At 38.0% G+C, this 21,410-nt stretch carries 18 protein-coding genes and 1 other RNA gene; 9 read left to right on the top strand and 10 right to left on the bottom strand.

Going from position 1 to position 21,410, the window contains the following annotated elements:
* Window positions 1–21 precede the first annotated feature (21 nt).
* Window positions 22–651 carry a DapH/DapD/GlmU-related protein gene (locus ACFIJP_RS05410; protein ID WP_375626101.1) on the top strand — a complete coding sequence of 210 codons (630 nt, stop codon included), beginning with the start codon at window positions 22–24 and terminating at the stop codon, window positions 649–651.
* A 55-nt stretch (window positions 652–706) separates the two neighbouring features.
* Here the strand turns inward: ACFIJP_RS05410 and ACFIJP_RS05405 are convergent, their stop codons facing one another.
* The 5 genes from ACFIJP_RS05405 to ssrA all read right to left on the bottom strand — a co-directional run bounded on the left by ACFIJP_RS05405 (window position 707) and on the right by ssrA (window position 4,703).
* Entirely contained in the window at window positions 707–3,046 is a 2,340-nt protein-coding gene (locus tag ACFIJP_RS05405; RefSeq protein WP_375626100.1) for an ATP-dependent helicase, read from the bottom strand.
* A gap of 120 nt (window positions 3,047–3,166) precedes the next feature.
* On the bottom strand, window positions 3,167–3,418 hold the full coding sequence (locus ACFIJP_RS05400) for a ribbon-helix-helix domain-containing protein (RefSeq protein WP_273788067.1): 252 nt from the start codon (window positions 3,416–3,418) through the stop codon (window positions 3,167–3,169).
* Window positions 3,419–3,428: 10 nt separating this feature from the next.
* Window positions 3,429–3,611: a DUF4169 family protein gene (locus ACFIJP_RS05395; protein ID WP_273788068.1), complete on the bottom strand. Its 183-nt coding sequence runs from the start codon at window positions 3,609–3,611 to the stop codon at window positions 3,429–3,431.
* 8 nt (window positions 3,612–3,619) lie between these two features.
* Window positions 3,620–4,165, bottom strand: a complete 546-nt coding sequence (locus tag ACFIJP_RS05390) for an SspB family protein (RefSeq protein ID WP_375626097.1) — start codon at window positions 4,163–4,165, stop codon at window positions 3,620–3,622.
* 181 nt (window positions 4,166–4,346) lie between these two features.
* Window positions 4,347–4,703, bottom strand: a transfer-messenger RNA (tmRNA) gene (gene ssrA, locus ACFIJP_RS05385).
* Window positions 4,704–4,800: 97 nt separating this feature from the next.
* Between ssrA and ACFIJP_RS05380 the strand changes: the two genes are divergently transcribed.
* Window positions 4,801–5,106: a DUF2853 family protein gene (locus ACFIJP_RS05380; protein ID WP_375626096.1), complete on the top strand. Its 306-nt coding sequence runs from the start codon at window positions 4,801–4,803 to the stop codon at window positions 5,104–5,106.
* Between the two features lie 67 nt (window positions 5,107–5,173).
* Here ACFIJP_RS05380 and ACFIJP_RS05375 read toward each other — a convergent pair whose 3' ends face one another.
* From ACFIJP_RS05375 to ACFIJP_RS05365, 3 genes are all read right to left on the bottom strand, one after another.
* Entirely contained in the window at window positions 5,174–6,481 is a 1,308-nt protein-coding gene (locus ACFIJP_RS05375) for an MFS transporter (protein WP_375626094.1), read from the bottom strand.
* Window positions 6,482–7,132: 651 nt separating this feature from the next.
* Entirely contained in the window at window positions 7,133–8,443 is a 1,311-nt protein-coding gene (locus ACFIJP_RS05370) for an MFS family transporter (RefSeq protein WP_375626092.1), read from the bottom strand.
* A 607-nt stretch (window positions 8,444–9,050) separates the two neighbouring features.
* Window positions 9,051–10,358: an MFS family transporter gene (locus ACFIJP_RS05365; protein ID WP_375626091.1), complete on the bottom strand. Its 1,308-nt coding sequence runs from the start codon at window positions 10,356–10,358 to the stop codon at window positions 9,051–9,053.
* Between the two features lie 194 nt (window positions 10,359–10,552).
* Between ACFIJP_RS05365 and ACFIJP_RS05360 the strand changes: the two genes are divergently transcribed.
* The 7 genes from ACFIJP_RS05360 (at window position 10,553) to ACFIJP_RS05330 (ending at window position 19,590) form a co-directional block, all read left to right on the top strand.
* Window positions 10,553–11,347, top strand: a complete 795-nt coding sequence (locus tag ACFIJP_RS05360) for a thymidylate synthase (RefSeq protein ID WP_375626089.1) — start codon at window positions 10,553–10,555, stop codon at window positions 11,345–11,347.
* Complete coding sequence (locus ACFIJP_RS05355) at window positions 11,344–11,853, top strand: dihydrofolate reductase (RefSeq protein WP_375626087.1); 510 nt, start codon at window positions 11,344–11,346, stop codon at window positions 11,851–11,853. Before ACFIJP_RS05360 ends, ACFIJP_RS05355 begins: the two co-directional genes overlap by 4 nt.
* A 119-nt stretch (window positions 11,854–11,972) precedes the next feature.
* A complete protein-coding gene (gene hflK, locus ACFIJP_RS05350; RefSeq protein ID WP_375626085.1) occupies window positions 11,973–13,112 on the top strand; it encodes an FtsH protease activity modulator HflK in 1,140 nt (379 codons plus the stop codon).
* A 2-nt stretch (window positions 13,113–13,114) separates the two neighbouring features.
* A complete protein-coding gene (gene hflC / locus ACFIJP_RS05345; protein WP_375626083.1) occupies window positions 13,115–14,050 on the top strand; it encodes a protease modulator HflC in 936 nt (311 codons plus the stop codon).
* A gap of 149 nt (window positions 14,051–14,199) precedes the next feature.
* A complete protein-coding gene (locus ACFIJP_RS05340; protein WP_375626081.1) occupies window positions 14,200–15,726 on the top strand; it encodes a Do family serine endopeptidase in 1,527 nt (508 codons plus the stop codon).
* A gap of 933 nt (window positions 15,727–16,659) precedes the next feature.
* A complete protein-coding gene (gene miaA / locus ACFIJP_RS05335; protein WP_375626079.1) occupies window positions 16,660–17,532 on the top strand; it encodes a tRNA (adenosine(37)-N6)-dimethylallyltransferase MiaA in 873 nt (290 codons plus the stop codon).
* 258 nt (window positions 17,533–17,790) lie between these two features.
* Window positions 17,791–19,590 (top strand): acetolactate synthase 3 large subunit, encoded by a 1,800-nt coding sequence (locus ACFIJP_RS05330; RefSeq protein ID WP_375626077.1) that lies wholly within the window; start codon window positions 17,791–17,793, stop codon window positions 19,588–19,590.
* A 618-nt stretch (window positions 19,591–20,208) separates the two neighbouring features.
* Here ACFIJP_RS05330 and ACFIJP_RS05325 read toward each other — a convergent pair.
* Together ACFIJP_RS05325 and ACFIJP_RS05320 are read right to left on the bottom strand one after the other, a co-directional pair.
* The gene (locus tag ACFIJP_RS05325; RefSeq protein ID WP_375626076.1) at window positions 20,209–20,481 is read right to left on the bottom strand and encodes a hypothetical protein; all 273 of its coding nucleotides are present in this window, start codon (window positions 20,479–20,481) and stop codon (window positions 20,209–20,211) included.
* Between the two features lie 197 nt (window positions 20,482–20,678).
* Window positions 20,679–21,023, bottom strand: a complete 345-nt coding sequence (locus ACFIJP_RS05320) for a hypothetical protein (RefSeq protein ID WP_375626074.1) — start codon at window positions 21,021–21,023, stop codon at window positions 20,679–20,681.
* Between the last annotated feature and the right edge of the window lie 387 nt (window positions 21,024–21,410).

Raw genomic sequence — 21,410 nt, 5'->3', positions numbered from 1 at the left:
TGAAACATTGGTGAGGGATGCATGAATATTGAGAACGATCTTCGATTTCATGAAAGTGAGCCTCGTATCCATACGACAGCACGGCTGCATGGTTGTAAATTAGGGCGCTATGTGGAAATTAATGAACGGGTGAGTTTACGGGATGTAACCGTTGGAGATTTTTCTTATTTAGAACGTAATAGTGAGGCTATTTATAGCAATATTGGGCGTTTTTGTTCTATTGCATCTCATGTACGGATGAATGCGTTGGAGCATCCTATGGAACGCGTTTCAACGCATAAAATAACCTATCGTCCTAATGAATATTTTCGTTATATGGCACTTGATCGTTCTTTTCGCGAAAGGCGTTGTGCAAAACGTGTTATTATCGGGCATGATGTGTGGATTGGACATGGCGCGGTTATTATGCCTGGGGTGAAAGTTGGACATGGAGCAATTATTGGTGCTAACGCTGTTATAACGAAAGATGTTATGCCTTATGCGGTTGTCGCTGGTGTTCCTGCTAAACGCTTGCGGATGCGTTTTCCCGATCATGTGATTGAGTGCCTTTTAGAGATGGCTTGGTGGGATTGGTCGCTTGATAAAATTTACGACGCATTGCCTGATATGCAAAATTTACCCATTGAAGTCTTTGTTCGCAAATGGAAATGATAATCAGAATAAAACAAAATGGTCTCTTGAAAAAACTGATATAGTTTGCTTTTAGTCAAGCTTTGTTTACAAAATTATCCAGTACACGCTTTTCTCCGGCTTTTTCAAACATTATTGTCAATTTATGATCGTCTATTGCTGTAATATGACCATAACCAAATTTTATGTGAAAAATCCGATCATTGATAGAAAAATCTGATGATTCATGAGAGATTGATTGAGTGATAATTTTCCCTTCAACCGTTTTGTTTTTTTGTGCACGCTTTTGTCTTGCTGTTGCATAGTCAGTATAACAGAAATCGTGATGTTGAAAGGAAGATTTTCCATAACCACCATAGGATGTTTCCATTTCTACAACTTCTATATGTTCTGCTGGTAATTCATCTAGAAAACGGGAGGGGAGAGCAGGTTGCCAAAGTCCATGAATTCTACGATTAGATACAAACCATATATGCAGGTGTTTTTTTGCTCTTGTAAGTCCAACATAAGCAAGACGCCGTTCTTCTTCTAATCCTGAACGTCCACCTTCATCTAATGAGCGCTGATGGGGAAAAAGTCCTTCTTCCCAGCCAGGAAGAAAAACTGTTTCAAATTCAAGCCCTTTGGCTGAATGAAGTGTCATGATGTTGACCGCATCGGTATTTTCATTGTTTTCAGCATCCATAACCAGTGCAACATGTTCCAAAAAACTTTGAAGATTTTCAAATTGTTCCATGGAACGGATCATTTCTTTAAGATTTTCTAGACGTGTAGGAGCCTCTGGTGAGCGATCTTCTAACCACATGGTTGTATAACCAGAATCATCAAGGATAATCTCGGCAAGTTCTTTATGAGGAGTGTCTTGAAGCATATTTTGCCAGCGGCGGAAGTTTTCAATAAGGCTTCGTAACGCACTGCGTGCCTTAGGCTTTAACTCATCTGTTTCAATGATGTCAGCGGCCGCGGAAAAGAGAGGAACAGCACGTGCTCGCGCACTCTCATAAAGAATGCGCAGGGTTGCATCGCCTATGCCGCGTTTTGGCGTATTAATAACACGCTCAAAAGCTAAATCATCAGCAGGTTGGACAACAACGCGTAAATAAGCCATAGCATCACGTATTTCCATTCGTTCATAAAAACGAGGACCACCAATGACGCGGTAGTTAAGACCAAGCGTTACAAAGCGATCTTCAAATTCACGCATTTGGAATGATGCACGCACCAATATAGCCATATGATTTAATGCATGACCTGTTTGTTGTGCTTGTTCAATTTCTTCTCCGATGGCTCGGGCCTCTTCTTGCGAATCCCATGCTGAATGAACTTTTACTTTTTCTTCCTCATTCTTTATTTGTGCAGAAAAAAGGACTTTGCCCAGTCTTTCTTCATTATGAGCAATGAGATGGGAGGCGGTTTTAAGAATATGGGATGTTGAGCGATAATTGCGTTCTAGACGAATAATTTTGGCAGAAGGAAAATCTTTTTCAAAACGTAATATATTCTCTACTTTTGCACCACGCCATCCATAAATGGATTGATCATCATCGCCAACACAACAAAGATTAACATGTTGACCTTGGGGATGTTGTGCCAAAAGGCGAAGCCAAAGATATTGTGCTGTATTTGTATCTTGATATTCATCGACAAGAATATAGCGAAATTGAGAATGATATTCGCGAAGAATATCTGGATTATGTTGGAAGATAGAGATAGAATGAAGCAGAAGATCGCCAAAATCACAAGCATTAAGATCTTTTAATCGATTTTGATAACTGTGATAAAGTTCGCGTCCCATGCCGTTGCCAAAGGAATGAGCATCACTTTTTGAGATATGTTCTGGTGAAAGTCCTTGATTTTTCCAAGAATCAATCATCGTGGCAAGGTTTCGTGCGGGCCAACGCTTATCGTCTAGTCTCTCAGCTTGAATAAGCTGTTTTAAAAGTCGAAGAACATCATCGCTATCAAGAATTGTAAAGTTTCTTTTTAAACCAACAAGCTCTGCGTGACGGCGTAAAATTTTAGCACCAGTGGAGTGAAAAGTTCCAAGCCAAGGCATACCTTCAACAATTTCTCCAATAAGTTCACCAATACGTATTTTCATTTCACGTGCTGCTTTGTTGGTGAAAGTGACAGCAAGTATTTGCTGAGGAGAGGCAAGTCCAGAGCGTAAAATGTGAGAAATACGGGTTGTTAAAACGCGCGTTTTTCCTGTACCTGCACCCGCAAGAACTAAAAGAGCTCCCTCAGTATTCATAACAGCTTGTTGCTGTTCTGGATTGAGTTGTTCTAAATAATCCGTGTTATATGATTTTTGTTCTTTTAGAGTATGGGAGAAAAAACCAGAGCTCTTCTTATCATGGTCTGGAGGGGAATCTTCTTCAAAGAAAGGTATGTTGTGATCAGAAAAATTACTCATTGTATCTCTTTTGTAGTCTTTTTTTCATTGAAGTTCTAGATTAAAAAAACTTCTCTTAAAAAAGTCACAACAGCTTCAGTTGAATAAACAAAAAGAGAACGTAAAAAATAAGCATAAACATTAAAGGCGTTGGGTGAGAACGCTTTGAAGGGCATAAACGCGTAACGAAGCCGAAAGATTGACTTGTTGTGGTCTTTTGCTATCAATATCAGTGATAATAAAGGCTAAAGATTGTCCTTTTTTGCGGGCTATATCTTTTAGAATATCTAAAAATGGTGGTTCTAAAGAGACGCTTGTTGCGTGTCCATCAACGCGAACAGATATCTTTCGTGGAATGACTTTTGACCAATCGATAGAATTATTTTCGTGCATTTTTCCACCTTTATTCGTCGTTTCGTAAACGATTTTGATCAAGAAATTTTTGCGTTTTTAAAGATTTTTGTTGCTCAAAAAATTTTTCAGTTTTTGTTCGTCCAAAACGATAACGATTTTGCTCAGCACGAAGAGATTTTTCTGTACGTTTTTTTTGTTTTCGAAATTGGCGAAGATTAATCAATTCAGTCATGAAAAAATTTACTTTTTCCGAAAAGAGTCTAAAGAGACAACATCAGCACTTTGTTTTGTATCGTTATTTGAAGATTCTTTATTTGTACTGAAATTTTGTTCTTTTGTAAGCGTATTTTCTTTTTTTTGTGTGTTTGATAAGGTAATGGGCGTAGTTGAGGTATTTTCTGAATTTTCACTTTCTCCAGAGGCAGGATTTGAGGGCAGATCAAATGCTGCTTCAAATGCTGCTATAGGATCATAAAAGACCTGAATGGAAGTAAAAGGAATCACGAGCTTTTCGGTTATTTCCCTGAAGGAGAGGGTTACTTCGAAAGCTGTTTCTGAAACACTGAGATCTCTAAACTGATGTTGTAAAACGATTGTCATTTGCTCGGGATAGCGATTTTTTAGCCGAGGAGAAATTTTAACGCCTGGGGCATTCGTCAAAAAAGTTATAAAAAAATGATGATTTCCCGGAAGACCTGCTTTGCTAACTTCCGATAAAACTTTACGGATAACTCCACGAAGCGCATCCTGAACGAGAATATCGTAACGGATTTGATCTTTAACCATCGAAGTTTATTCCTTTTATTTCACGTAGCAGAACGGGGCGTATTGATATTGTGTGATAGAATACGTTTTAAAATTAGCAATATTTTGTCTACGATGTACCTCAATAAATCGAATAAATACGAAACTCTATGGTAAATAATGTCTGATAATGTCTGAAAGATCAATCAATAACATTTAAAAAAGTGAAGGCTTCTGTTGCCAGGTGCCTCCGAACCCCGCTTAAACCTGCGATGGCTTAAGACTTAAATTGAAACATTCGCACTGCATTAAGCAGCGAGACGTGCTTCCGCATAGTTGTCATTTGCAACTACTCATTTAGTCCGATAACGGTGGTACTATGCCGAGTAAAAGAGCAATCTTTACGCCCTTGTCGATCCTATTTCGCCCCCACCAAAATATAATTTTGGCCTCTTATATTTTGGTGGAGGCGCCGGGTACCGCCCCCGGGTCCAATGAGTTTATTTCATTGTCCATTTATTACCATAGCTGGTAAACCAGCTCTTTAAATATAGATGAAGAACAGTCTTAGGAAAAGGGGGGGTTGTTAATATTTTTAATCCTCTAATTATTTACGGAGCTATATGATGTGGCTGTAAAGTATAGGCCGCTCATTTTTGGAGAGGAGATGATGCAAAATGATCAATAATCTAGCAGATATTAAACTATATGATTCAAACCCCGATGAAGCAGCAGTAGAACGACTTAGCCGTCGTTTAGCTTTGGTGATGAAAAAGCAGGATGCAGCGCTTGTTGCTACATCGGATCCAAAAGAGTTAGAACGCGTCGAAAAATGGGTTCAAGATGTATTAGGCGCCGATGAGCAGAGGGCTAAAATGGCTGTGTCAAAAGTTTCAGAAATGATGTCTGGAGATCGCAGAAAAAGTCGTATGACTTTTTATTATCTAGTTGCTAAGCACCTTAATGCACTTCATAAAATTTAAACAATATTAAATTTGTGATAATGATAAAAAAGCCCAATTTCTTGGGCTTTTTCGTTGATAAAAAGGTTTAATGTTTTTCATCCTCTTGGAGGTATCCCCCTTTACGCATACTCGGGACAAAGAGAAGAGCAATGAATGCCATGATCATCACAACGGTTATATAAAAATAAAAGAGTGATTCATGACCATACTTTTTTAATCCAAGCGCAACGTATTCAGCAGAACCACCAAATAAGGCGTTGCCAATGGCATGAGAGATGCTAACGCCTAATGCGCGTATTGAAGAGGGAAACATTGCTGATTTTACGACACCAGAGATGGATGTATACATGCTCATAATGAAGAGCAAGCCAATAATGACGGAAAAGGCAACCCATATACTATGCGTATTACCGATTATCCAGAGTCCAGGAAATGTAAAGATGACAGAGAGTATACTCCAAATGATAAGTAAAGTTTTTGTTCCAATTTTATCGGCTATGATACCAGCTATGGGTTGGAATAGGATAAAAATAAATAGTACAGCTGTCATAATCGTTGTTGCGGTATGTTTATCAAAGCCGGTGGTTGTGATCAGATATTTTTGCATATAAGTTGTAAAGGTGTAAAATGTGAGTGATCCTCCTGATGCAAAGCATGCAATTACGACAACGGCTTTTGTATGCTTGGTGAGAAGTTCCTTAAGACTGCCAGAGTGTTTGTGAGAGCGGCTTTCTTTCGTGGTTGTTTCGTGGAGAGAACGACGCAGATAAATCGCAATCACTGCCCCGAAACCACCAATCACAAAAGGAATGCGCCATCCCCATGCTTTTAACTGATCTTCAGAGAGATAAGATGCTAGAATAAATATAATGAAGCTAGCAACAAGTTGACCTGTAATAAGGGTGGCAGATTGGAAAGAAGCAAAAAGCCCACGATGTTTTTTGAGGGCAACTTCGCTCATATAAGTGGCTGCTGTACCATATTCACCACCCGCTGAAAGTCCTTGCATCATCCGAGCTAAAAGTAAAAGGATTGCTGATGTTATTCCTAAGGTTTCATAGGTGGGAAGTATGGCGATGAAAAAAGAGCCACCACACATCATAAAAATGGATATAAGCATCGAGCGTTTACGTCCATAACGATCGGCGACAAATCCTAAAAACCAAGCTCCAATAGGGCGCATAAGAAAGCCAATAAAAAAAACACCCGCGGTTTTTAACAGTGGCGTAATCGTATCACCATCGGAGGGAAAGAATTGTGATGCAAAATAAATCGATGCAAATGAGTAAACGTAAAAATCATACCATTCTACGAGATTTCCTGATGCGCTTGCTATAATAGCAAAAACGCGTTTTCTTGCATCCTGTGATGCTGAAGTTGTTTCATTTTTCATGAATTGTTCCCCTTTTGTATTTATAGTTTATATTTTCTAAACCTAATTGTTTATGATTTCCAGAAAAATTCAATTGTATTATAATAATTCTTAGGGAAACTCTTTAAGATGATTTATTAGAGTCAGGTTGTCATTCGTTTTAAGATTTTTACTTGTGTTATAGAATAAAAAGTTATCACGTTGCATTTAAAGGGAGAGAACATTGAAAAGTAGATCAAGATACCTTTAAACTTTATGAGAAGAATGCAATTATTGGCATACGGGAAGATCATAGAAGAGATGGTCTTTATGAGCAGAAAGCCTAAAAACTGAAGACATTGTATAAAGCTTAAATAATGTAAAAGGGCATTTTTGTGTCCTTACTTATCTTGTTGTATCATAACACATCATCATTTAGGAGGGTGAGGTAAGGCTCAGATAAGGTTTTCCGTATAAGGTGTTTTTTAGATATCGTGATAAATATTTAGGATAGGGCTTGCCTATAGAATCTTATCAAGTAAATTACATAAAGAAGGCAGTAACTATAGACAATTTAAGAGAAACTGTGTTGTTTATAAGACGAATGCGGGGCGGACTTTTCGTTCTTTATTAGGGTGGAGAGGAGATCAAAAAAAGCCCAATTTCTTGGGCTTTTTTATCCAGAAAATAAGTTTAATGAAGTTTATTGTCTTTATCGAGATATCCTCCTTTATCTATATCGGGCATAAGGAGAATAGAGATGAGTGCAATGACCATCATACCAACTATGTAAAAAAAGAAAACAGATTCGTATCCCATATTTTTTAATCCAAGCGCTACATATTCAGCAGAACCGCCAAATAGTGCATTCCCAATGGCAAAAGCAAATCCAACACCAATTGCGCGGATTGAGGCTGGGAACAATTCTGCTTTTATGATACCAGCAATGGACGTATAAAAACTCATAACACAGAGTATTCCAATGATGATTAAGAGTGCTGCCCATGCATTATGGGCATTCCCAATCATTTTAAGTACAGGAATGGTGCAGATAATGGATAAAGTACTCCAACTAATGAGTGAAGCTCTTGCTCCAATTTTATCGGCTATGGAACCAAAAAGGGGTTGGAGTAGCACAAAAATAAAGAGGGCGGCAGTCATTATCGTTGTTGCGGTTTGTTTATCAAAGCCTGTGGTTGTGATCAGATATTTTTGCATATAAGTGGTGTATGTATAAAATGTGAGTGATCCACCAGCTGTAAAGCCAACAACCAAAAAGAAAGCTTTTTTATGATTGCGAAAAAGTTCTCTAAGACTACCAGCATTTTGTTCAGAGCGGCTTTTGTGGGTTGTTGTTTCATGGAGCAAACTACGCAGATAAATTGCAACAATTGCTCCAAAGCCACCAATGACAAAAGGAATACGCCAGCCCCACGCTTTTAACTGATCTTCCGTAAGGTAAAGGGATAAAATAAATATTATAAAACTTGCGAGAAGTTGACCTGTGATCGTTGTTGCATATTGAAAAGATGCAAAGAGCCCACGACGATTTTTGGGTGCAACTTCGCTCATATAAGTTGCTGCTGTACCATATTCACCGCCAACGGAAAGTCCTTGAAACATGCGGACTAAAAGGAGGAGGAATGCTGCTGTTATTCCCAAGGTTTTATAAGTGGGAAGTATGGCAATGAGAAAAGAGCCACCACACATCATAAAAACAGAAATAAGCATTGAGCGTTTACGTCCATAACGATCCGCAATGAATCCAAAGAGCCATGCTCCAATTGGACGCATAAGAAAGCCAATAAAAAAGATTCCTGCAGTTTTTAAAAGTTGTGTAACGATATCTTCATCTTCAGGAAAAAATTGTGATGCAAAATAAACCGATGCAAAGGAGTAAGCATAAAAGTCGTACCATTCTACCAGATTTCCTGATGCACTGGATATGATAGCAAAAATACGTTTCCTTGTATCATGTGGATCTAAAGTTGTTTGATTATTCATGAAGTATTCCCCTTTTAGATCTATAACTTTTCTTCTCTTTAAAGTTGTTTACAGTTTAAGCCATAAAAATTCAATTGTATTGCGATGTTTCTTAAAAGATGTTTCTTAAAAAAAGAGGGGGTGGAAGCGGCTTATTTTCATGATGTTTCCAGTTTTTATTTTTGTCATAGAACAAAAACAGTGCTCATATTTATAGGAGGATATGTTTAGATTTTTATTGTATCTTTAACGGTGTCATCGATCATTCAGATCAGAAAGGGGGGTTGAGAGATGATTGATTGGTGATAATAGATGCGCTTTAATGTCCATTATTAGACAAATAAGGAAACGATGTTTTGCTTATTTTTGATAAAGAAAAGAGGATATTAATTAAAGCAGATTTGATGTTTTAAAGCTAAGTGTACTGGATTTATTGGTATCATGAAAAATATAGGGTCATGGCATGAGGTACTTTATTCATCATGGTTTATATCAAAGAAGAGGATATCTCTCCTTTATGACACGAGAGATGTTTATGATATGAAAGGCATGTCTATAAATTGATTTTACAGTATTATCATAATCAAGAAGCCCGAAAAATCGGGATTCTTGATTTAGTTTAGAAAATTTAATGGATACTATCACCTTGAAGATAACCCTCTTTCCGGGCATCTGGCATTAAGAGAACAGAAATGAATGCAATAATCATCATGCCGGTTATATAAAAATAGAAGACAGATTCATATCCAAGATCTTTTAATCCAAGCGCGACATATTCAGCAGAACCGCCAAACAGTGCGTTGGCAATAGCATAAGAGAGCCCAACTCCTATTGCTCGTACTGAAGCGGGAAACATTTCTGATTTTACAATGCCAGAGATGGATGTATAAAAGCTCATAATGCATAGCATTCCAATAATGACTGATAAAGCAATCCATGTACTATCAGTACTACCAATCACATTAAGTCCGGGAATGGTAAAGATAATAGATAAGACACTCCAAATAAGGAGTGAAGTTCTTGTTCCAATTTTATCAGCCATAAAACCAAATGCAGGTTGAAGTAACATGAAAACAAAGAGTGCAGCAGTCATCACAGTTGTGGCTGTATGTTTATCAAAGCCGGTGGTTGTAATCAGATATTTCTGCATGTAAGTCGTATAGGTGTAGAATGTGAGCGATCCTCCAGCGGTAAAGCCGATAACTAGAAAAAAAGCTTTTCGGTGGTTGCTCAAGAGTCCCCTAATACTACCAGCTTGTGCATTAGAACGACTTTCTTTGGTCGTTGTCTCATGGAGCGTGCGGCGTAGATAAATCGCAACAATTGCTCCTAGTCCACCAATGGCAAATGGGATACGCCAGCCCCATGCTTTTAGCTGATCTTCAGTGAGATAAAGCGCTAAAATGAATATAACAAGACTGGCTAGAAGTTGACCACCAATCAGTGTGGTGTATTGGAAAGAGCTAAAAAATCCTCGGCGATTTTTGAGGGCGATTTCACTCATATAAGTTGCTGTTGTACCATATTCACCACCGACAGAAAGCCCTTGAAGCATTCTGAGTAAAAGTAGAAGAATTCCTGCTGCTACTCCAATGGTTTCATAGGTAGGGAGTAGGGCGATTAAGAACGAACCACCACACATCATAAAAACTGAGATAAGCATTGAGCGTTTGCGTCCGTAACGATCGGCAATGAAGCCAAAAAGCCATCCGCCGATTGGGCGCATAAGAAAACCAATAGCAAAGACACCAGCCGCTTTTAAAAGTTGTGTAACGACATTGCCATCTGAGGGAAAAAATTGTGATGCAAAGTAAATGGACGTAAAGGAATAAACATAAAAGTCATACCATTCTACTAGATTACCTGATGCACTGGACACGATAGCCCAGATACGTTTTCTTGTATCATGTGGTGCTAAAGTTGGTTCATTCTCCATAAATTTATCCCTTTTATGATCATACCTAACTTGTTTCTTTTAAAATTTATTTACGATTTGATTCATCAAAATGCAATCGTATAATAATGATTTCCTATAAAAGATGTTTGGGAGGAGGATTTTTTTGAATTGTATTTTTATAAATTTTGAAGTTTCTATTTCCTGTAACGTTAAGAATCAACCATAATATTTATATGAAAATCTATCTTGATCTTTTATCGCATGTTTTAAATAACGGCATTGATCGTACAGATCGAACCGGTGTGGGGACACGATCAATTTTTGGGTATCAAATGCGGTTTGATTTGCAAGCTGGCTTTCCTCTGTTAACAACGAAGAAATTACATTTGCGCTCGATCATTTATGAGCTTTTGTGGTTTTTGAGGGGTGATACAAATATTGCATGGTTGAAGGAACATGGTGTGTCAATTTGGGATGAGTGGGCTGATGAGAAAGGGAACCTTGGTCCTATTTATGGTTATCAGTGGCGCTCTTGGCCTGCTCCCGATGGACGGCAGATTGATCAAATCAGTCATCTTTTGACGATGATTAAAGAAACGCCTGATTCTCGTCGCTTAATTGTATCTGCTTGGAATCCCGCACTGATAGAGGAGATGGCTTTGCCTCCTTGTCATTGTTTTTTTCAATTTTATGTTGCTAATGGGAAGCTATCCTGTCAGCTCTATCAGCGTTCAGCAGATATTTTCTTAGGTGTTCCGTTTAATATTGCTTCCTATGCGTTATTGACGATGATGATTGCCCAAGTAAGCGGACTTAAAGCAGGAGACTTTATTCATACTCTAGGTGACGCTCATCTTTATTCTAACCATTTTGAACAGGCGAGATACCAGTTGTCTCGTATACCAAATGCTTTGCCGTTGATGCTTATAAATTCAGCGGTAACAGATCTTTTTTCTTTTAAATTTGAGGATTTTGAATTGCTTAATTATGAAGCGCAGCCACATATCAAGGCACCGGTAGCAGTATGACTTTTCCAGTTTGTTTAATTGCAGCTGTTGCAGAAAATGGTGTTATAGGTCGTGAAGGTGCGATGCCTTGGCATTTATCCACGGATTTGCAACGCTTTAAAGCTTTGACTTTTGGTAACCCCATTATTATGGGGCGAAAAACATGGGATTCTCTTGGGCGTCCTTTACCAGGGCGTACAAATATTGTTATTACCCGTAATTGCGCATTCACGGCTGAAGGCGCTGTTATTGCTCATTCTTTGTCGCAAGCCTGTTCTATCGCAAAAAGTGTGGCTTCTCAAAATGGTGCAGATGTAGTTTTTATTATTGGGGGTGGTGAAATTTTTCAACAAGGGTTGCATATGGCTGATAAAATATTCCTTACAGAAGTTTTAGCTTCTATAGAAGGGGATAGTTTTTTTCCTGTTTTTGATAAAGAAAAATGGACTATTGTAGAAACACAAGATATTCCAAAAGGAGAAAAAGATAGTCATCCGACACGTTTTGTGGTTTATGAGCGGAAATAATTTTTTGTAATATGAAGTGGAAGGGGTTATCAGTTGTATTGTAATGAGGTAAGAGACACCCTATAAGATCAAGCAAATGGTTGGTGTTCGAGTAGTGGTAATCAGTTAAAGAGGTGATAATGCCCTGGACAAATCAAAATGGTGGTGGCCCGTGGAGTGGCGATAAAAACAGTGGTGACAAAAAAACACCAGCTAAGAATCTCTTTGGTTCTGGTGGCGGTAATGGTGGCGAAAATGGTCCTAATCTTAATGATATTTTGCGCAAAGGGCAGGATCAGTTTAAACAATTCGGGAGAAGCAGTTTTTCTGTTTTATTCCTTCTGCTTATTGTGTTTTTTTGGCTATACCAGTCAATTTATATTGTTCAGCAAAATGAACAAGCGGTAGAGTTGCGCTTTGGCATCCCTAAAGAAGGCATTATTGGTGATGGGTTGCATTTTCATTTTTGGCCAATTGAGACCTATATGAAAGTACCTTTAACGGAAAAAACAATTGCGATTGGTGGGAAGCCTGGTCAGGCGCAACAAAGTGATGGCTTAATGCTTTCAAGTGATCAGAACATTGTTAATGTTAATTTTTCCGTTTACTATCGCATTTCATACCCTAGTCAGTTTTTATTCAATGTGAATGATCAAGAAGGAACAGTTCGCCAAGTTGCTGAGAGTGCAATGCGTGAGGTCATTGGTTCGCGGCCGGTTGATGATGTTTTACGTGACAAGAAAGAAGAAGTTGCTAATGACGTCAGAAAGATTATTCAGTTGACTGTAGATAAATATCAACTTGGTGTTGAAATAAGCCGTGTGTCTATCAGTGAAGCTGCTCCTCCAACAAAGGTTGCTGCTGCGTTTAATTCTGTTCAGCAGGCGGAGCAGGAACGTGGAAGAATGATTGAAGAGGGGAATCGTGTGCGTTTTACGAAAATTGGTTTAGCAAATGGTGAAGCTTCACGCACACGAGAAATCGCAAAAGGTGAAAAGGCACAAATGGTTGAAGAGGCAACAGGGCGTGCGGAACGTTTTCAGGCGATAGCTCGTGAGGCTGCGATTTCACCAGAAGCTGCTCGCTACCGTCTCTATATGGAAACGATGGGGCGTATTCTTTCTTCACCAAATAAGTTGGTTTTTGATCAGGCAAATTCTCCAGCGGTGCCCTATTTACCTTTGAACGAATTGTTGCGTAGCAATTCATCAGAAAAATTGAAGGCAACATCAGCGCGTCCTGCATCGCTTTCGGATTCTCGCATTTCTGGAGGATATTAATTATGCAGCAATCTCGTTTTTTGTTTGTTTTTAGTGCTATAGTGTTTGTTTTGATGATTTTGTGGATGTCCGTTTTTATCGTCTATCCTCGTCAACAAGTAGCAATTAAGCGTTTTGGACAAATTGTTCAGGTAGAATCTAACCCTGGAATCTATTTCAAGGCGCCTTTTATAGATAAGATCATCATTGTGGATAATCGGTTGTTGCGTTACGATGTTCCTACACAATCTGTACAGGTTCGTGGTGGTGCGTATTATGAGGTAGATGCGTTCTTTATTTACCGTATTACAGATCCTAAGTTGTTTTTACAGCGCATTGCTTCTGGGCGTCCACAAATTGCGGCACGTGAAAACCTTGCACCACGGTTTATTGACGCTTTACGTGCTGTTTATGGCAAGCGAGAATTTAAAGCAGCCTTATCGGATGAACGAGGTGCGATGATGGCTGAAGTACAGAAGCAGTTTTCTGTAGATGCAGGTTCGTTGGGTATTACCATTGTTGATGTGCGTATTCGTAAAACCGATTTGACGGATGCTGTTTCAGAAGATGTTTATCGACAAATGGCAGCTGAACGTGAAGCTGCTGCAGAAAATATTCGTGCTCGTGGTCAGCAAGAACGAGATCGTATTGTGGCGGAGGCTAATCGTGAATATGAAGAAATCGTCGCAGCTGCAAAGCGTGATGCTGAAATTACTCGTGGTGAAGGACAAGCTGAAAGTATTCGCATTTTACTAAATGCGCGGGAAGCTAATCCATCTTTTTACGATTTTTGGTTAGCGATGGAAAAGTATAAGAATTTAGAAAGAGTTCCGATGGTCATTTCACCAAATGAGGATTTCTTTTTTTATTTTCACAATCCCCTGCAAGCAAAGAAAAAGCTTTCATCAACAATGAGTCCTAGTTTGAGCAAAACTGATTCAAAGTCTGGTGGAGAATAGATGAAACAATGTGTAGAGTATACTATTTCATATGAGAAGTATGCTCTATAGCTGCTTTTTTTATGATGAATGTAAGACAGTGTTAAGCCATACTGATTTTGTATAATAAATTGGGTAGGGCTCTTTTCAGCTTTGGTTAAAGGCATGTCATGGATAGAAGTATCGTGAGTAGAAATACGTTTTTGAAGTCTTTTATCACAAGAGTTGTTTTGTGTGTGGTTTTGTTTTTATCAGGATCAGTGAATTTGTCTTGGAGCGCAGAGACAAACAAGACATTGCTTTCTATTCCTGATTTAGCTTCTGAGCTTTTGGAGACGGTTGTGAATATTTCTACGGCACAGACTGTTGAAGGAACCGAACAGGATGAAAATACTTCGGTACCCGTTATTCCCAAAGATTCATTGCTGGAGGAATATTTTAATGATTTTTTTACATCCAAAGATGGTCAAAAAAATAGTCAATTTCAAAAGGTGCGTTCTTTGGGGTCTGGTTTTGTGATTGATGCGCAAAAAGGGATTATTGTTACAAATTATCATGTTATTGTTGATGCTGATGATATTGAAGTTAATTTTACAGATGGTACAAAACTCAAGGCGAAGCTTCTTGGCAAGGATAGCAAAACTGATTTGGCACTACTTCAAGTGGATGCGGGACGTAAAAAATTAAAAGCTGTGCGTTTTGGTGACTCAGAAAAAGCACGTATTGGTGACTGGGTTATGGCTATTGGTAATCCTTATGGTTTTGGTGGAAGTGTAACGGTTGGTATTATTTCTGCACGTAACCGTGATCTTAATGCTGGTCCCTATGATAATTTTATTCAAACAGATGCAGCAATTAATCGGGGCAATTCTGGTGGTCCGTTATTTGATAGAAATGGTGAAGTCATTGGCATTAATACAGCAATTGTTTCACCTTCTGGAGGATCTATCGGTATTGGGTTTGCTATTCCATCGGATATGGCCCTTGCTGTTATTAATCAATTGCGTGATTTTGGAGAAATAAGGCGTGGTTGGTTGGCTATTCGTATTCAGCCGGTAACAGAGGATATTGCAAAAAGTTTAAAATTGGACAATGCTGTAGGAGCATTGGTGGCTGGTAAAATAGAACAGACAGAAGAAAATAATGTAGATAATAGCCAGTTACAAACTGGAGATGTTATTCTTTCCTTTGGTAATGCAAAAATTAAGCATGCACGTGATTTGCCGCGTTTAGTTGCAGAAAGTTCAGAAGGAAAAGTGGTGGATGTTACTGTTTTACGGAATGGGCAAGAAAAAACAGTAAAAGTTAAGCTTGGACGTTTGATTGAAACAGATGCAAATGAAGATATAGAAGAAGAAGTTGATGATAAAAAAGACAATGATCTGTCGAAAAGCGTGACAATGCAATTTATGGGAATGACGCTATCTGAATTGACAGAGGATTTGCGTCATCGTTATTCAATTTCAGATAAACTTCGAGGACTAGTGGTAACATCTGTTGCACAAAATAGCGCAGCGGATAAAAAGCGTATTCGCGTTGGTGAAGTCATTATTGATATTAATCAGAGTGCTATCACAACAATCGATGAGGCTAAAAAACGTATTCATAAATTACGTGAAGCTGGACGCAAAAATGTTCTATTCATCGTAGCGCGTCCAGATGGAGAGTTACGGTTCCTAACGCTCCTGATGGATTGATACCCCAATGGATTGAGGCTTAAAAATTAATTTTTTGTTTTTTATCAGCCTTGGTATGTGGCTACTTTGTAGCTCAACCATGTGATGTCCAATATTTCTCAAGCTCATTTCATGACAAAAAGTATGGATTGTATAATATAAAATCCGTTGGGCAGCTCTATTTTTGCATTAAATAAAAGTATAAGTTGGTACCATAATAGATTTGCTAGTTCCCAATATTGCAACAGCCTAGGCTTTGAAGTGCCGCATAAAAGATCTATGTCTTGTGTTTAAGTCAAATTTTTATCTCTGCTTTTGATGCACAAGTGAATGGTATTGATATGGCACTTTATGAGAAGGATAAAAATGAGAAAATCTTATGATATTGGGAGCTCTTATTCAGGTTGCAAAACGCTCAACTATTATAAATAAAGGGTGCAATTATTATTATAAATCATGTTTTCTTTAGTGAGACTTTTAGAACTTTGTGATTGTACTTTGTGTGCTATAGAGAACGTTTTTTTACTTCATTTTGAAAAAAGTTATTCTAGAGAAAAATGATATTAGACTAAATTAGTTATATATATTTATACCTTTCTTGGTGATGGATGAAAAAATAGTTATAAGAAAGAGAGCGTACAGAAGACAATTTCTGAATCTCTTATTATAAACCAGAGTAACATGCTGTTTTTATAGGAAAAAATAAAGCTGTTTGATTGTATAGGTTAAGCTCAGTATTATTTTCATAAATGATGACAAAGAATATGTTTATTTTTAATGGACTAACGGACAGAATGATTATGGCTGTAATTTATTATTGAATTATGATAGCAAAAATGCTTGGAAATTCCTTTGGTGTCGTTATTAAGTCCATTTTTTCTTTTGTTATAAGTTTCATAGGGGGCTTTGGGGGCTGTGTTGCAATAAGTTATTGATTGGGAGAAATTGCTATTCATGACACAGAGAACAGTTACATTACTAGCGGGACCAACGGCAAGTGGGAAGTCAGAACTTGCCTTGAAAATGGCTCAAGAAAAAAATGCTCTCATTATTAACACTGATTCAATGCAGGTTTATGATGTTTTAAATATTTTAACGGCACGGCCTACAGAGGCTGATACTGCGATTGTGCCACATTATCTTTATGGTCATGTGAGTCCTACTTTGAATTATTCAGTAGGGCAATGGTTGTGTGATGTCGAGAAGCTATTGGCTACTTTTTCTTTAAGATCAGTTATTTTTGTTGGTGGAACAGGACTTTATTTTCGTGCTCTTTTAAAGGGGATTTCGGAAATCCCTCATGTTCCAGATGTTGTGCGGCAGAAGTGGCGACTTCGGCTTGATAAAGAGGGCGTTGCAAATCTTTATCGCCAGTTGTTGCAGATTGATGCTGTTGTTGCTGAAAAAATTTCTTCGCACGATGGTCAACGTATTGTCCGTGCTTTGGAAGTTTATGATGCAACCGGTAAGACGCTCAGTTGGTGGCAGAAACAAAAAACAACACCTCTCATAGCGCCGAATTTCATCGAAAAAATTCTTCTCATGCCACCACGCCTTCTGCTTTATGAACGTATTCATAAACGCTTGGATTCTATGATTGAAAGAGGAGCTTTAGAAGAGGTGATGATTATGAAGAATCTTAAGCTTTCCCCTTCATTACCAGCAATGAAGGCTATTGGTATACCTGAATTTATGGCTTATTTGGATGGATGTAGAAGCTTTGAGAATGCTTTTGAAGCAGTGAAAATACAAACGAGGAGATATGCAAAAAGACAAATGACATGGTTTCGTAATCAATTTGATGAAGAATGGATGCTTACTTTTTGATAAAAGAGCTAGAGCTTTGCAAAGAAATTTTCGAAAGATAAAAGATAAGATTTTTTTTAGAAAATATAATTTTTTATTGACGAATGGTATCAATGGAATTAGAAACCTTTCTACAAGGAAATTTTTATATATTTTATACGTTGGAATAATGGGGGTGATCATACAGTATGTGTTGTGTAATGGGCTCCTTTGGGGTCTTTTTTATGGGCTCCGCTAGGGGCTTTTTTTATTGTCCTATCAAGTAGGTGAGTGGGAAAAATGAGAAATGATCCAAGAAAGCAAGAGAGTGCGGACGGAAAAATAATGTCTGGGGCTGAAATGGTGGTGCAAGCTCTTATTGATCATGGAGTTAAGCATCTCTTTGGTTATCCTGGTGGGGCTGTTCTGCCTATTTTTGATGTTCTCTATCACCAAGATACACTCCAGCATATTTTGGTGCGCCATGAACAAGCTGCAGGGCATGCTGCTGAAGGTTATGCACGCAGTACTGGAAAGGTAGGCGTTATGCTTGTGACTTCTGGTCCAGGCGCAACGAATGCTGTTACACCTTTGCAAGATGCTCTTATGGATTCTATACCTCTTGTTTGTTTTTCTGGTCAGGTAGCGACAACGATTATTGGAACAAATGGCTTTCAAGAAGCTGATACGGTTGGAATTACAAAACCCTGTACGAAGTGGAATTGGCTGGTTAAAAACGTCAATGATCTTGCGGCTATTATTCATGAAGCTTTTTCTCTTGCTCAATCAGGTCGCCCTGGACCGGTTTTGATTGATATTCCTAAGGATGTTCAATTTGCTTCAGGAATTTATAGAGCACCTCAAGCGCCGACATTTATGCGTTCTTATTCAAAGCCGAAAGGGAATGCGCAGGCTATTGAAGAGGCTGTTTCTCTCTTAGTAGAAGCAAAGCGTCCTGTTATTTATTCTGGTGGTGGTGTTATTTCATCAGGGATGGAAGCTGTAAAGCTTTTGCGCGATTTAGTTCAATTGGGAAATTTTCCGATTACTTCAACACTCATGGGGCTTGGTGCTTATCCCGCTTCTGACAAGAATTGGCTTGGAATGCTTGGGATGCATGGAACCTATGAAGCTAATATGGCCATGCATGATTGTGATGTTATGTTGGCTGTTGGTGCGCGCTTTGATGATCGTATCACAGGGCGATTGGATGCATTTGCACCTTATGCGCGTATTATCCATATTGATATTGATCCTTCTTCTATTAATAAGATCGTAAAAGTGAAAGTGCCACTTATTGGTGATGTGGCTTGTGTTTTAGGAGATATGACGCAACTCTTAAAGATACAGCAACCAGCGTTTAACAGTGAAGTCCGTGAGGCGTGGTGGACGCAAATTAATCGCTGGAAAGCTCGTAATTCATTGGCATATATGAAAAAAAAAGATGTTATCATGCCACAATATGCTCTTGAACGACTTTATGCTCTTACTAAAGATGCATGTGCTTATATCACAACGGATGTCGGACAGCATCAGATGTGGGCAGCACAGTATTATCATTTTGATGAACCAAAACATTGGATGACTTCTGGTGGTCTGGGAACTATGGGTTATGGTCTTCCTGCGGCTATTGGTGTTCAAATAGCACATCCTGCTGCGCTTGTTGTGTGTATTTCTGGTGATGCCTCCATTCAGATGAATATTCAAGAACTTGCAACAGCTATTCAGCATGACACACCTGTAAAAATTTTCATTTTAAATAATCAGTATATGGGGATGGTCCGTCAGTGGCAGCAATTGCTGCATGGTAATCGTCTTTCTCATTCTTATACGGAATCTATGCCTGACTTTGTGAAATTGGCACAAGCTTATGGAGCCGTAGGGATTCGTTGTTCAAAACCAGATGAACTTGATGATAAAATTCAGCAGATGATTGACAGTGATAAGCCTGTTCTTTTTGATTGTCGTGTTTATCATTTAGAAAACTGTTTTCCTATGATCCCATCGGGATGTGCCCATAATGAGATGTTATTACCCGATGAGGCAAGCGAGGAAGCTGTTGCAAATGCTGTTTCTTCCGAGGGAAAGATTCTTGTATAAAATGAATATGTTAATAAAATAGTGAAGGATGGTGATGATGAAGTCTTTAAAGTCTTCATCTCTGTCTCTTCTTTGTGGAGAGTTCCTATTATCCTTAGAGCTCATTTTATGATTTTCATTCTTTGTTTAAAGACATGGGGTGTATTATTATTTGTATGCGATGTTTGTTTTTTTTATTCATATGTTCACATTAATAGCTATTTCGTTGCATTTTTTAGATAATACATTGAATTATCTGTTATAAATTAATTATGTTGTCTCATATGTGAAAGATTCCATCGTGCAAGAAAAAAGCCACCGTGCTTGAAGGGGGCAACCATGCAAACCGTCATACTTGTGAAAACAATAGAAAAGTTTGTCACTATGTTTTGGTTTCGCATTATGAAATTACTCCAAATCGCTCTTTCAAGGGCTTGATAGGAAAATCCCCCTAGCGGCTTGAAAGGAAGAGCAAAAATAACAAAGATCAAACGCAGCCATAGAAAATCAATTGGCTACCATAGCTTATAATCAGGTAGTAATCTCACCTGATTATGCGGGGGAAATCTATACATATGAGATGTGTAGTCAATATATATAAACCGGAATAATACTCAACATCGTATCATTATCAGGACATTAACATTGAAAATCAAATATTCTTTCTTTTATTTGTTCTACATATTTATGATTCCATAAATCTGCAGACACAAACACTCTTTGAATCCACCGCATTGGATTTTCATAACTATCAAATGATCCCAAAAATTTACCTCCAGAGTGTAGAGCCATTCTGTTATCAATGTATAATAATCTTCCTAGTTGTACATCAATTCCAAAAGATACAGTCTTCATAGCTTCATAAAAATGATTTAAAGCTTCCTTAGCTTTTTTTGACTGTGGCTCTAACATGCCCAGATAAAAAACAGCGCTGATATCTGGGAATTCACCGTCCTCTCGAACACTTTACTTGTAGAGGTTACCCAATTTCTCCTCTATAGAGAAAATTAATTATATATAAATTATCCCTTAAGCTACTCAAATCCTTCTTACTTAAAAGTTTTAAAGCTAGATGTGCACCAGATATTCTCGTTAACGGGCCATCAACATCATTGCGAACACCAGAAAAATATCCCTTTAGGAGATAAATTTAAACTCGTTATAAATTTTAGTGCAGTATTTTCTATATGAAAATTTAACTCAACTTCAGATCCTAATCCTGTATAATCTTTTTTATTATCCTCTAAAGGAACTAGGTTGTTTACTATATGTTCGCCTTCAAATTTAATTGAATAAGGCTCTCCGATTAATAAAGAAAACATCATAATTAAATTTTCGCTAATATAGCCACTTTTACAAGACGCATCTAAATTATAAGGATTAGGTGACGTATTAATTTGTCTATCAATTGGAAGGTTTTCAAAGCTTAAATATGCTCTAGGGGTAATAGACATCTTTTGATTCATAAGAATTGTCAATATTCTATGGGGTAGCAGCGAAGATGCTATTTTTTTTTAGCTTAACCGAATATTCAATACCACCGTATGGATCATAAATAACATGGTCTAAAGCCTCCCAAAGTTTGTCTCTTTCGCCATTGCTCAACTCAAAGTTAGTAAATAAGTGTCTGTAAAATCTTGGATTAATCCAAATAATGGTGGAGCAGTAATAATTGCGATTTGATTTACATACATTGCTAAACCCAGAGATTCAATAATTTTAAATAAAATAAATGAGTTATTGCGATATGGGGGAAATTTATCATTATTGATTCCATTAATGTTTTTTATAGCACTATCCCTCATTTTTTTGGAGCTTTTTTATCGCTTCTATAGCTAGCC

Origin of the sequence: Bartonella sp. MU37NMGALS (genome assembly GCF_042194015.1) — a bacterium.
GTDB lineage: Bacteria > Pseudomonadota > Alphaproteobacteria > Rhizobiales > Rhizobiaceae > Bartonella > Bartonella grahamii.
This window is presented reverse-complemented; position numbering and strand designations above follow the sequence as displayed.

Excerpts from the sequence above, each read along its gene's own strand:
- ACFIJP_RS05340 (WP_375626081.1), top strand. The coding sequence starts at position 14,200 with ATGGATAGAAGTATCGTGAGTAGAAATACGTTTTTGAAGTCTTTTATC.
- hflC (WP_375626083.1), top strand. The coding sequence starts at position 13,115 with ATGCAGCAATCTCGTTTTTTGTTTGTTTTTAGTGCTATAGTGTTTGTT.
- ACFIJP_RS05410 (WP_375626101.1), top strand. The coding sequence starts at position 22 with ATGAATATTGAGAACGATCTTCGATTTCATGAAAGTGAGCCTCGTATC.
- ACFIJP_RS05365 (WP_375626091.1), bottom strand. The coding sequence starts at position 10,358 with ATGGAGAATGAACCAACTTTAGCACCACATGATACAAGAAAACGTATC.
- ACFIJP_RS05355 (WP_375626087.1), top strand. The coding sequence starts at position 11,344 with ATGACTTTTCCAGTTTGTTTAATTGCAGCTGTTGCAGAAAATGGTGTT.
- hflK (WP_375626085.1), top strand. The coding sequence starts at position 11,973 with ATGCCCTGGACAAATCAAAATGGTGGTGGCCCGTGGAGTGGCGATAAA.
- ACFIJP_RS05405 (WP_375626100.1), bottom strand. The coding sequence starts at position 3,046 with ATGAGTAATTTTTCTGATCACAACATACCTTTCTTTGAAGAAGATTCC.
- ACFIJP_RS05360 (WP_375626089.1), top strand. The coding sequence starts at position 10,553 with ATGAAAATCTATCTTGATCTTTTATCGCATGTTTTAAATAACGGCATT.
- ACFIJP_RS05395 (WP_273788068.1), bottom strand. The coding sequence starts at position 3,611 with ATGACTGAATTGATTAATCTTCGCCAATTTCGAAAACAAAAAAAACGT.
- ACFIJP_RS05390 (WP_375626097.1), bottom strand. The coding sequence starts at position 4,165 with ATGGTTAAAGATCAAATCCGTTACGATATTCTCGTTCAGGATGCGCTT.
- miaA (WP_375626079.1), top strand. The coding sequence starts at position 16,660 with ATGACACAGAGAACAGTTACATTACTAGCGGGACCAACGGCAAGTGGG.
- ACFIJP_RS05330 (WP_375626077.1), top strand. The coding sequence starts at position 17,791 with ATGAGAAATGATCCAAGAAAGCAAGAGAGTGCGGACGGAAAAATAATG.
- ACFIJP_RS05380 (WP_375626096.1), top strand. The coding sequence starts at position 4,801 with ATGATCAATAATCTAGCAGATATTAAACTATATGATTCAAACCCCGAT.
- ACFIJP_RS05375 (WP_375626094.1), bottom strand. The coding sequence starts at position 6,481 with ATGAAAAATGAAACAACTTCAGCATCACAGGATGCAAGAAAACGCGTT.
- ACFIJP_RS05400 (WP_273788067.1), bottom strand. The coding sequence starts at position 3,418 with ATGCACGAAAATAATTCTATCGATTGGTCAAAAGTCATTCCACGAAAG.
- ACFIJP_RS05320 (WP_375626074.1), bottom strand. The coding sequence starts at position 21,023 with ATGTCTATTACCCCTAGAGCATATTTAAGCTTTGAAAACCTTCCAATT.
- ACFIJP_RS05370 (WP_375626092.1), bottom strand. The coding sequence starts at position 8,443 with ATGAATAATCAAACAACTTTAGATCCACATGATACAAGGAAACGTATT.
- ACFIJP_RS05325 (WP_375626076.1), bottom strand. The coding sequence starts at position 20,481 with ATGTTAGAGCCACAGTCAAAAAAAGCTAAGGAAGCTTTAAATCATTTT.